Here is a 12,380-nt window from a genome sequence, read left to right as displayed (position 1 = left end):
ACTGCTATATTTACAGAAAGGATGTTTATTTTGTTAGATTATATATTAAATAATTGGACTTGGACTGGTGTTATAAGTGTAATCAGCTTGATTTTCTCTTGTATTGCTTTATTTTTAAATTGGCAGAATACTAGCATTAACAAAAAGAAGTTTAAACATGAGCAAGATGATAAAAAGAAAGCTAATATAATTTGGGATGAAACTAAAGGAAGTACAGCTCTAAACGGTGTCAAATCAATAAAAATAAGTAATACAGGGAAATCCGATGCAAAGAACTTTCGAGTTATGATCCATAACAAAGAAATAGAATTGCTTCAAGAGAGCGATAAAATACCAGGAAGCGAAGTTCCGATTAAATATTCCTTTGATGGGATAAAATTAATTCCTTTAAAAAATAACTTTGTTCCAACGGAAATTAGTGCAGGTTTATCAGTTTCATTTCAAATTAGAACTAATCTATTAAGTGAACAATCCATTACAGTAAAATTAATTTGGGATGATGAGTTTGAAGAGGGACGAGAAAGAATATTTAAATACATACCTGGAAATAGCAATCATGTAGTTTAAAATAAAAAAAGCCGACTCCTTAATTGGAATCGGCTCTTATTTTCACTTCACATACACATAAGCTTCATTAGCTGTTACATAGTATGTTTTCCCCTGGCTGTTGTGTACTTTATATTGTGACGATCCATTGACACTTACTTTCGCATCAATTGTGAATCCTAACCCTGCATCTACAGAACCAGCAACATCTTTATCCTGCCAAGAAGCAGAATCATAGAAACGTAGGTTATCTACTTTAGAAACAACACGCTTCCCTACAATAGATGAATCTACTGTACTTTTCTTATTAAACTTCACATAAGATGGATCGTTTTTAATCCATTGCTCACCACCAAGATTTAACCAACCATCCTTTTCGCCCCACACAATATATGATTCTGGTTTATTTAACTGACGAATCTTAGAATAACTTGTATCAGGTCCCTTACGTAAGTTAACGTTTTTACCTTCAATATAAGCTACACCATCAGTTACAGCCGTTGGCACTTCAGTTGGCTTAGATGGTTTTTCTGGAACAGAAACTTCTACATTGGAATTATTGTATGCACGTTGCACATCAGCACGGAATTGCGCTTCAGAAACACCATGACCTTTTAAATAATCCAATGGATCTTCATGGTCTGTACCACCAAGATACTTCGTTACGTCATAGTGAGTCCATAATCCTTTTTCAACAGATAAACCACGGTCACGTAGGATTTTAGCAAGTAGCTTTACATATTTATCATAGCTGCGTTTGAATTTATCATAATTTGCTGTTTCGCAAAGCTCTACGTGTACAAAGCGTTTGTTTGCACCTGGTCCCCCGCCATAAGCAATGTATTTAGTATCAGCAATTTGAATTGTTTCGTTCCAGTCTACTGCGTAGTGAACAAATGCATTTCTCCATGTACGAGACTCATACTTTTGGATATTAATAGCCGGAGCTTCTGGAGTCGCTGTTGAATGAGCCACAACGCCTTCATAAGCACCTACTCCATAACGGTATGGTTGTTTTGGTAAATCAGGAATAATAAGTGTTCTATCAGCAAAAGCCCCTGTAGTAAAGCTTAACAGGAGCAATAGAGCCATAAATACAGAGGAAGCTAGTTTCATTGTTTTTTTCATTTATTATCAACATCCTTTTTCGTTATTTTGGACTGATCGTATAGTCCACTTGCTGATAAACCGATGATGATTCCCTGAAATACGTTCATTTTTATGTCAAAAGGCAAAAATAAAACGCCCAGCAGTATGCCAAGCGTTAAATTAAGTAATGGAATGTATTTAGTTTGTAATCCGAGCATTTTCGCTACTTGAGATAAAGCTACAACAACCGCAATTATTACACTGACTTCAACCAACTTATACACCTCCTTTCAGAAGCAATCCAATAAGCGCTGTTACAATCGCACCAATGATGATTCGAAGAATCCAAGTAGTATTAACACTAATCTTTTCGAGTTGCTTATTGATATTTATAATTTCTTTTTCATTGATGATAGTACGTGTTTCTAATTTGCGAATATCATCCTGCATGTTTTTCTGATCTGACTTAATTTGGAGGATCTCTTGCTTTAAATCTAGAACTTCTTGCATTGGTTCAGCTCCTTTTTAGACAATAAAAAAAGACCAGCTTATGGCTGCTCTGGTTTCTTATTTATTAATTGTTGTAGTAGTAACTCTTCTAATCGTGCGATTCTATCCTCTTGCGTTGCTAACTGAGTAGCTTGCGCCTTGACAGTTTCTTCTAAATCTAGATGCTTCTTGTAGACTTCCTGAGTCCCGGCAATACCCATAGTTATAAGTGGATACATATTGACAGCTTTCCTTTGAGGTGTAGAAAATTCCTCAGGGACTTCCTCAGCGATAAATCCATACTGATGAGGGATATCCTCGTAAGTTGGCATTTTCTCACCTGATTCACTATCTAATATAGCCTGGCGCTTCTCATAGAGTTTGTTTACGTCCTCTTTCATGTAATACTGACGAGGTTGCAACTCCATTAGTTTCTGTAGAGGGTCAATAGCTCCAATATCTTTAATTGATGTCTTCAGCTGGCGAGTAGAACGTTGAGATAGTGAGCTGTAAGTTACAACCCCACAAGATATGCCTACATAGTCATTACCTTTATTGTTTTTAACTTGCAGTCCCTCTTGAGTGTAAGGATACTGTCTAGCTACCCGAAGAATTAACTGGTTACCGATATTTAAATCGACGTCACCTGAGTTTACAACTCCACTATCTGAGTCTTTAATCTGTAGAGCCCATCTCCCCATTAAGTCTCGCCCATTTTGGAATGTATACACGCCTTTATTTGAGTTGATGTTAATAATACTAGCTGAGTCTAGGTAGATTCCGTTACTAGAGTTCGTTTGGAGTTTCATGATGCCGTTTTGCGCCTTCATATCTATTCCACCCTCAGCGCGAATCTCCATATCTCCCATATATCTTTTAAAGTTGATGTATGAGTTTTTGTTTATATCGTTACCTGTCTTACCACCTGAGGCGATACCAATAGATGCTACAGCGTTTGACCAGTTAGTCCCTGGGGAAACCTGATCAATAACAAGTGAGCCCTCAAGCTGTTTATTTACAGCATAGTCATTACCTAAAACTAGAGCAGTCTGTGTATTAGAGTCATTACGAGTTATAAAACCAAAGTATCCACGTGGTTGCGTACCATTCATTAAAGTTAAGTGCTGTTTCTCTAGCTTGATATAAGCGCCTGATACGTCCGCGTTCGTGTATATCTGCGTTCCTCTCAAGATTCCTGAGTTAATAGATTCTGCAGTTACGGCACCGACTAGATTGATCTTCTGAGCTTGAATCAATACACTCTGAGCTGTTTGGTTAATCGTAGATGCTATCTCACCTGACTTAACTCGTTGGAGTATCTGGTCTGCGTTGAGTTTAATTTCTGACTCGTGACGGACAACCATGGCTTTATCTCCGTAACGTCCGTCACCTTCTTGTTTCGTATATACACTCTCTTTAGTAGCTCTTAAGTTGATTTCTCTGGTATTCTGTTCGAATTGAGTATCATACTTAGTTACCTGCTTGTTGTAATCTGAAGTAGCTACCTTACTACCTACAAGGTCAATCATTTCCTTATAGTTCGTAATATCCTTAGGATTTGGCATATACGTGCTAGGTTTTGTACCTTGCTGATACTGAGGCTGAGATAAGTAGATAGATCCGTTCTTCACTAGAGTTAGATACATTCTAGCGTGTGTAGTTGGAACTGTGGGAGCATCTACATTCAATACGATAAACACCCATGCGCCTGACTTCAGCAGAGGCTTAAGTGCAAGCTCTTTCCTACTTACCTGTGAGCCTCCACCGTACACATACATACCTACAGTGGCTCCTTCATCTATAGCATTAACGTCCTCTGTATACATCCAAAATGATAGTACATAAGCTCCTGAGTTTGATAGCATAGGAGCATCCTGGAATGCATTCACATATACGTTACTTGTTTGCCCTGTAGATTGGATATGCAGTGAGTTATAACCTGCATGGTGTCTCGATACAGATGCCTCTGTAATTATTCCCGGTTTTGTGTTACTTGTAAAGCTCCACTTATCTAGGGAAGGCGTTCTTTTAGTTACATTACCGTCCTTATCTATCTCCTTAATTTCAAACGGAGTATTTAAGAATATGTTTGTCGTCCCTATCTCGCCTATATAGTCCTGCATTTGAGTTTCTGACACTGATAGTTTAATCTCATTATTTAATTGCTCAATAGAAGATGTATTCTTTTGGATTAACTTTCCTTGCTCACCTTGAGTTGTGCTTAATGATGTAATCGTCTGAGAGTTCTTATCTACAGTTTGCTCCACGGTATTCATACGTTTTTCAAATCCAGTTTGGTTGTTTTGAACGTTTGTTACAGTGGTTTTAACGCCATCCACACTTTTTTCAATCTCGGTTGTTTTCTTGGTGAATTCATCATTTAGAGTATTGGCTTTCTTTTCTACACTCTCTAACTTCTCACTAATCTTCCCAGCTTGCTCTTTAATTTCAGTTGTTGTTTTTTTAAGGTCATTTGTTGTTTGCTGCACATCAGAAATAGTCTTTTTCGTGCCTTCCACAGTGGATTCAACCGTATTTAATTTATTACTAATTTCAGTATCTTTCTTTGTCAACGATTCAATGGTTTGTTTAAATCCATCAGCGGTCTGCTCTGATTTGGTAACACGTTCAGTAAGCTTCCCTTGTTCGTTTTGAACATTGGAAACGGTAGTATTTATGCCTTTAATAGTAGTCTCAATTTCTACTGTTTTCTTAGTGAAGTCAGTTGTTGTTACTTGTTCTTCAGGAGCAGGAGAGTAATCTGTCGGAACATTTCCCTTTTCCATTTTTACGTTTTTCACAGTTATGAACCGTCCTGAGTCATAAGTACCATAAAACGATAACCATGATTCAGTAAGGGTTTTGTTATCTAATGTAGGCGTAACTATAATAAATCTTCTCTCATATTGAGTAGTAGCATTTACATTTTTGGCGAATTTATATTTAGCTCCACTTCCATTTTGCATATAAACCTGTACTTCTCCAGCTACCGCAACCTTAATATCGAAACTTATCGTGTACTCAATCAAGCCGTGTAAGTCTATGATCGGCGCTAAATCTGCATACTTAACGAATTCCCTTGAATTAGTTTTTTCTAAATCGCCTTTTACAAGTAAATTCCTCCCGCCAACCTTAGTGTTATCCACTTGAGTTTTAAGTTGTGTAAGTGTTTGCTTCGTACCATCAGCTGTTGTTTTAATCTCATTTGTCTTCTGCTCCAGTTGTGATAAACCTTCACTTGTTTTCTTTAACTCTGACTTCTCTGCTTTTTGTGTAAGAGCTTCATTTGTTTGACCAATAGATGTATTAATGTCCTGGAACTTCTTAACATTACCCTGCTTATCAGTTTCATAAATTTGTTTACCTATGAAACCATCTTTAATTTCATCTTTCGTATAAACACCGGATTTATCAGCCTTATCTTTTAGTTGGTTATTAATCCACGTTTGATCTACTTTATTTCCAACTTCTTTTGCTACATCGGCTACTTGTCCAGCTATTTCTTTCGTTTTATTTTCCACAGTTTGAACCTTTTGATTTAATTCATCTTTTGTGGACTTAATATCTTTGCTGACCTGCTCTAATGTTTCTTTCTTTACTTTTTCTACATCTGGAACAACCGACTCCCAAGTTGTACCCGTCCATATTTTTAAAATACCAGGCTTACCATTACTAATATCACGCCATAGAGTTTTATTTGGTTTAAGATTAGCGGTAGGAGGATTAACCCCTTCTATGATATCTACAAGATTCTTCTCCACATAATCAACGGTAGCTTCTGCTAAATCTTTGGCTGTTTGACTTTCTTTTTGAGCCTGATCTGCTTTATCTTTAGCATCGATTATGTCTTGGTTTTGTTCATTTACTTTATCCTTTAATTGGTCAAATAAGTCTTGCGGAACCTTGTCATACAATGAACTTAGTATCTTTTGGTACAATCTACGTAACTCATCGTTTTGGTCAACTATTTCACGATAATCTCCAAACACATATTTATCTTGTGTAGGGTCTTTAAATGATTCATCACCAGCAATAGCACGAGCTTCAAGATATAACTTAGGTGTAAAACCTGTATCTATAATTCGGATTGTATCGCCTTCATTGATTAGTTCGTGCGCTAGTCCAAATATGCGCCCTATACTTTGAGCTTGAACTTCGTATGAAACAGAAGTATTCACAAGCTTATTCATTTCCGTTTTCATGAGAGTCATCAGTCTCTGTGGAGACATATCTTGATCTTCTGTTTGTGGAGTATAGAAAGCAAATTTATGTTTTCCTTTTTCATTCCATCTTTGGTATGCGGCATCGTCCACAAGATAAGGCACACCATTATTTATTTCTGAGATTGTAATGAATTCTCCATTTTCTTTTTTAACGTAACCTAATAAGGCAGTACAAATATTTTGAGAGTTTTCTATACGTTTAATTCCCATCAAGTCTTTACCAAGAGTTACTTCTTTCCTTGTATCTCGTCCTCTTTTCTTAACCATGTCCACATAACGAGCAACTATTTGGGAACCTACAACTTCGGCACGATATTGAACCTCTAACTCAAATGAAGCCGAAATCTTTTTAAGTAAATTCAATGGATCAATAAACTCATCAACGGTAAAAGAATGTGCTCCATCATGTTCTGTTTTACCTATTTCCCACTTCGTCCCTTTGAGGGCTATTTCCATACATTGTTTTAATGTTTTACTTTCAATTTTTTGCGGTTCGATAATTCCTGCTTTAGCAAGCTGAATCCATTCACCAGATGCATAAACCATTAATGACCTATCATCAGAATCTTTTTCTGCTTCCGTAATGACATAAGGAACGATTCTACCACCACGTACTTCTTTCAACACTAAATTTTGTTGTACAAGCGTTGCTGCATACTCTGTATTCTCAAACACTCTAAACTCTAATGTATCGATATTATTTTTAATTTCCCAATGTCGTTTGTCATCCCAATAGTCTTTGGGTTGTATAGCTGAAACGATTTGACTTGTTTTAAAATCAACAACATGTAAGTCTCCACTTGGTGTCCTCATCTAAATCGCTCCCTATACCTTAATTCTGCTATCCCTACATTGGCTGGACGTACTATAATTTCATTTTGTCCACGTTTTACAATTGGAAATGAACTGAATATATCTTTCAACGCTATTGCGTTTGTTCCGTTTATTGTTACAAGTGAACGTTCTGTATCTATATGAATTTTATCTCCTACGTCAAAAATATAAGGAGTGTCATCTACGTTTATACTGTAAAGTTTCCATACTTTTAGTTCATGTATTTGCATATCCATAGGAGTATATTGTGAGCCGTATTGTAAGAAAGCAATAGCGACTTTTGTGACTGGCTTAGCAGTAGCAGGGCTCTCATTGGAAACATCATTCCAGCGTTGAACTAAAGAGGTCCCATCTACTCCGTTTGGGCCATCAAACTTAGCAAAGTAAACACTCCATTCTTTGCCTCTGCGAGCGATTGAGTAGTGACCGTTGAAGTCATTGAATGTATCTGTATAGGTTCCAGTCGTATCTGCTAAGGTCTTTAACCCACCAATAGTGGCGCTTGCTTTTGTAATGATATGTGAGTCGTATTTATCATTCATGTTCAACTCTGAGATGATTGAACCATCCTGCGCTAAGAACATTAGAACTACTTTACCTACCTGATTAAAGTAAGAAGAAAATAGTTTTAATTGCATATCTGCTCTAAAGTCGATTAAGGGACCATTTGGAATATCACGAGTGTAAATAGGCCCATGCCAATTCATATCAGATCCGAACGATTTAGTTTTGAAATATGCATTGTTGATTACTTCCATTTCCCCAGTTGCAAAATAATCTCCAAGTTTTCCTGTCATTTTAGTCCAAGGGCTAAGCGTGTTCATTTCATCATAGATAACACGGTCTTCTTTCTTGACTACCTTGTTTTGAATCCCAGTAGGATATCCAATTCGAAAGTATTCATCATCATTCCATACGTCAAGGAAAGGACTTTGCGCTCCTACAGTGATATCTATAATAGGATTAGAATCCACGGATCCAATGTTACGGAATCCAGCTTTTAAGTCACCATACTTATCAATAGCCATCATTTTCTTCTGTACAGGACCTAACTTATAAGGCATCGGACAAATAAATTTAAGAATTCCTTTACCAAGAGTGACGAATTCATCTGGATCAAACCCCTCGTCCACAACAGCTAGATATGTTCTGTTTGGCTCTACGTCAAAAATAAGCTCTACTGGCTGTTCTGTAATAAGCCAATCAGCTACTTCTTCTTTCAATGTTTCTAAATCCAATCCATCGGGGACGATAATTCCAACAGGAATCGAAAGAACACGTATGTCAGTTTGTGTGTTTAATAACCTTGCCCCTGGATAACCTGGAACACTTAGAAAATTCCTTTTTAACGGTGCCCATGCTGGTCTTTTCCATCCCTTTTCTATTTGAATGAAATCTTTCCGTTGGTTGTTAAATGTAAAAGAACTCATGTTAACACCTCATTTCTATATAAAATAAAAGAAACACAAACCTAAAAGTCTGAGTTTCTTCGTTCTTCTCTTTCTTGATACTCTTTTGTATATCGATACGTTCCACGCGCTAGATCACGACCATCTAATACAACTGGTACTTCAATAACCAAATCTCCACCTTGTGTTGGAATCACTCCATTTACACCTGATTGACCAGGTGAATAATTGAATACTTGGTTTGCGGTAGTATTTGTCATAGCTTGTCTGCTATTTGACATACTTCCATACACACCACTCATAACAGTTTTTAATCCTGATAACTGGCTCATAGAACTATCCATCATGCGACTCATATCACCCATTAATTGACTCATAGATCCGGTAGTACCAATCATAGTTTTAGCAATACCTTCACCAATAGATCCAAGTGTCCTTTTATTTAAAGGTAGAACCGCTTCTGGTCCAGCTTCACCAGCACCTTGCAAGTTTCCTCCGTTCATTCCGAAAATTGTGGGCTTAGTGAAGATACCACCTTTCGCACGCCAATCTATGTTGATTCCAGATGGATATTCAATCTCTTTACCTAAAATATTTTTCGTGCCAGTCTGCAGACTAAAATGTGGCATTTTAGGCATTTCAGGCTTCGGAATTTTTAACTTTAAATCATTAAAGAATCCCTTAATTTTCCCAATTAATTCTTCTACTTTACCAACCGCATCTTTTATTGGATCAATAATAAATCGTTTAGCTGCTTCAAATTTTTCTTGCGCTGCATTTTTTACAGCATCAAATTTTTCTTTAGCTGAATTATATAAATCGGTGAATTTTTGCTTGGCTTGATTATACGTTTCAGTGACTGGATCAATCACATATTTCTTCACCAAATTCCAAGCTGTGAGTGTATAGGATTTTATAGATTCCCAATTACTTAATATCCAATTTGCTAAATCTCCAAGTTTTTCTTTCGTTGTATTCCACAATTCTTGAACTGGTTGAATAACATACTGTTTTATTAAATTCCATCCTGCTAGTGTATAAGATTTCGCTAATTCCCACTGTGAACTTAACCATGAAACTAAATCAGTGAATTTTTCTTTGACTAAGGTCCAAGTTTCTTGGACAGGTTGAATGATATATTGCTTGAATAAAGACCATCCAATTTGGGCTGCCAATTTCGCAATTTCCCATTGTTGGCTTAACCAGGTAACTAATGCACCGATTTGTGTACTTACCCAGTTGTAAGCTTCTTGAATCGGTTGAATAATATATTGACTTATTACCGCCCATGCAATTTGCGTTCCTGCCTGTATTAATAACCATCCAGCTTGTAGTACGGTTGAAATTAAAGAAATAATTGGATCTAAAAATGTAAGTATAGAAGTCCAAATTTCTTGCCATTTTTGGAACAATTGCATAAAGAACTGAGATGCCGTTTCAACCAAGGATGACCACCAAGTCGATGCCGTCTCTACTAAGGAAGACAACCATCCTACTGCTGTTTCAACTAAAGAAGATAGCCAAGAAGAAGCCGTCTCTACTAAAGAGGACCAATAAGTTGATGCCGTTTCGACCATTGATGACAGCCATGTTGTCGTTGATTCTACTAAAGAGGACCACCAACCAGAAACTGATTCTACAAGTGAAGATAGCCAAGTTGATGCCGTTTCGACAATCCCACTCCATAATTCGACTAGATATTCTTTAATAAAATTATAAGTATCTATCGTCCATTTTTTTATAGATTCCCAGTTTTGATAAATCGCTACACCTAAAGCGACTATAGCTGCTATGATAATCGGCACAATGGCAACTATCCCAGCGGCTGCAGCCGCACCAATTCCAAAAATACTCATCACCGTTACAACTATTGGCGCAAGTGCCATAATCGCACCGGAAATTATACCAATGGCAGTTGCTACGGCTGCAAGTGTCGCTGCAAGTGCTGGGTTATTTGTGACCCACTCAGCAAATTTAGATACCAGATCAGCTACAACTGATAACACTGGTTCTAGCGCCATCTTTAAATCACCTAAAGCCTTTTGCATTTTAACAGCTGGATTCGCATCCATTTTCTTTATTGAGTCATTCAATTGATCTTGATTATTTTTGAAATCGACCGTTTTTTCTTTTGCACCTAGCAATGTATTAATTATGTTTTGCCCTTGGTCTTCGTACATCGTACCGAAGAGTTTTACACCTAATTCGTTTCTCTTCGTTTCATTTTCAACTTGTGATAACGCTAGAGCAATATCAGTCATAGCGGCTGAACCTTCTTTACCGCCATTAGCTACAGCCTGTCCCCACTTTTGCAATTGTTCAGCTGAGATATTAGTACCTTCTAGCGTTTCCTTCATAGCTTTATCGACACCTTGACCGAATTCAGCCGCTTTGATGCGCCCTTCCTTCAATCCATCTAACAGGTTATCGATATTCCAGGTACCTGTTTCAATTCCAGCTTCCATAATAGCTTGGACTTCTTCAGCATTGTAGCCAGCTCGTGTAAGCTGCCCTCCATATTCAGCGATAATGTCTAACTGTTCCGGTGGGAAACCCATTTTCAATAGGGCATCAGCCATACCAAGAGCGCCTTCTTGTGAAACACCTAATTCATTTGCAATTTCATTTGTTTCTTGTATTAACTCAGTAAAATCAATACCTTCATATGATTGCGCGATTGCCGCCGCTCCTTTAACAATTGCTGCATTCGCTTCATCACTAACATTTTTATTCAACGCCCATTGCCTGCGCACACCTTCTAAAGATGCTTCTGCATCCACACCGTAAGCAGTTATCCCTCTAACAGCTTCTTCAACTGACTTTTTTGAAGACTCTGGAACATCAAAAGTGATATCGATTTTTGTCTTTAACTTTGACATATCAAGTGCTTGTTCGATTGTTCCGGCAATACCGCCACCAGCTACCATTGCTCCAAGAACGTTTTCTAAGCCAATATCTAATTCTTTAAATTCTCTTTCCGTCCTTTGGGCTTCTTGCTGTAAATCTCGTAATTCGTTTCGTACTTGTTGAATCGAATTTCCATCATCCACAGATCGTAACGCTCTCTGTAATTTCTCAATATCCGCTTCTGTCCCTAATGCTTCTCGGCCGATAATTCCAATTGCTTGTTCTAGCTGTCTACTGGTAGCCGTTCCACTTTTAATTGCATTCACAAGACGATTTCCTAATGCTCCTGCAAAATCATCAACACTTTTTCCTGTAGCCCTAAATAATGTTTCTAATTGTCTAGTTGAACTTGCTACATTTTCTTGCTCGGCTTTCATGCTTCCTAATTTATTTTTAAGACCATTAAGTGACACTTCTGTAAATTCAATTTCACGCCTAAACGCACGATATTGTTCTTCAGAAATCTTACCGTTTTGAAATTGGGCCTGTACTTGTTGTTCAGCAGCCTTTAACTTATCTAGTTTTTCAGTTGTATTTTCAATTTGTTGTGTTAATAATTTTTGTTTTTGCGCTAATGCTTCCACATTACCTGGATCAAATTTCAAAAGACGTTCTACATCTTTTAATTCTTTTGTTAGATCATTGCTGCGTTTATTAACATCTTTTAAGGCGTTTTGTAAACCGACGGTATTACCGCCAATTTCAACCGTGATTCCTTTAATTCTTCCTGCCATATTCTCACCTCATTTCTTAGAAAGAATCGTAATCTTTTTGATTCGCTTTTCTTACTTTTTCTTTATCTGGATTTTCCATTTCAGCAAATTCAGCAATATAATCAAAGCAATCACCGATTGTCATATCTTCTAAATCACCATGTGTTAAC

The 12,380-nt window shown here is 37.2% G+C and carries 7 protein-coding genes; 1 reads left to right on the top strand and 6 read right to left on the bottom strand.

The genetic code is table 11. The annotated features are described in order from the left end of the window. Positions 1 to 30: 30 nt before the first annotated feature. Positions 31 to 567 (top strand): hypothetical protein, encoded by a 537-nt coding sequence (locus NSQ47_RS05885; protein WP_341036358.1) that lies wholly within the window; start codon positions 31 to 33, stop codon positions 565 to 567. Positions 568 to 609: 42 nt separating this feature from the next. Here NSQ47_RS05885 and NSQ47_RS05880 read toward each other — a convergent pair whose 3' ends face one another. The 6 genes from NSQ47_RS05880 to NSQ47_RS05855 are packed head-to-tail and all read right to left on the bottom strand — an operon-like array spanning position 610 to position 12,231. Further along, positions 610 to 1,674: an N-acetylmuramoyl-L-alanine amidase gene (locus tag NSQ47_RS05880; RefSeq protein ID WP_341036356.1), complete on the bottom strand. Its 1,065-nt coding sequence runs from the start codon at positions 1,672 to 1,674 to the stop codon at positions 610 to 612. Beyond that, positions 1,671 to 1,853 carry a holin gene (locus NSQ47_RS05875; protein WP_445662100.1) on the bottom strand — a complete coding sequence of 61 codons (183 nt, stop codon included), beginning with the start codon at positions 1,851 to 1,853 and terminating at the stop codon, positions 1,671 to 1,673. Before NSQ47_RS05875 ends, NSQ47_RS05880 begins: the two co-directional genes overlap by 4 nt. Positions 1,854 to 1,911: 58 nt before the next feature. After that, positions 1,912 to 2,145: a hemolysin XhlA family protein gene (locus tag NSQ47_RS05870; RefSeq protein ID WP_341036354.1), complete on the bottom strand. Its 234-nt coding sequence runs from the start codon at positions 2,143 to 2,145 to the stop codon at positions 1,912 to 1,914. A gap of 38 nt (positions 2,146 to 2,183) precedes the next feature. Further along, a complete protein-coding gene (locus tag NSQ47_RS05865; RefSeq protein WP_341036352.1) occupies positions 2,184 to 7,160 on the bottom strand; it encodes a phage tail spike protein in 4,977 nt (1,658 codons plus the stop codon). Next, positions 7,157 to 8,611, bottom strand: coding sequence for a distal tail protein Dit (locus tag NSQ47_RS05860; protein ID WP_341036350.1), 1,455 nt, complete (start codon positions 8,609 to 8,611; stop codon positions 7,157 to 7,159). The genes NSQ47_RS05865 and NSQ47_RS05860 overlap by 4 nt, the downstream gene beginning before the upstream one ends. A 41-nt stretch (positions 8,612 to 8,652) precedes the next feature. Then, the gene (locus NSQ47_RS05855; protein WP_341036349.1) at positions 8,653 to 12,231 is read right to left on the bottom strand and encodes a DUF2207 domain-containing protein; all 3,579 of its coding nucleotides are present in this window, start codon (positions 12,229 to 12,231) and stop codon (positions 8,653 to 8,655) included. Positions 12,232 to 12,380 lie beyond the last annotated feature (149 nt).

The organism is Bacillus sp. FSL R10-2780, assembly GCF_038006125.1.
In the GTDB taxonomy this organism is placed as follows: Bacteria; Bacillota; Bacilli; order Bacillales; family Bacillaceae_G; genus Bacillus_A; species Bacillus_A cereus_U.
Note: the sequence above shows the minus strand (reverse complement) of the source record. Positions and strands in the feature narration are given on the sequence as shown.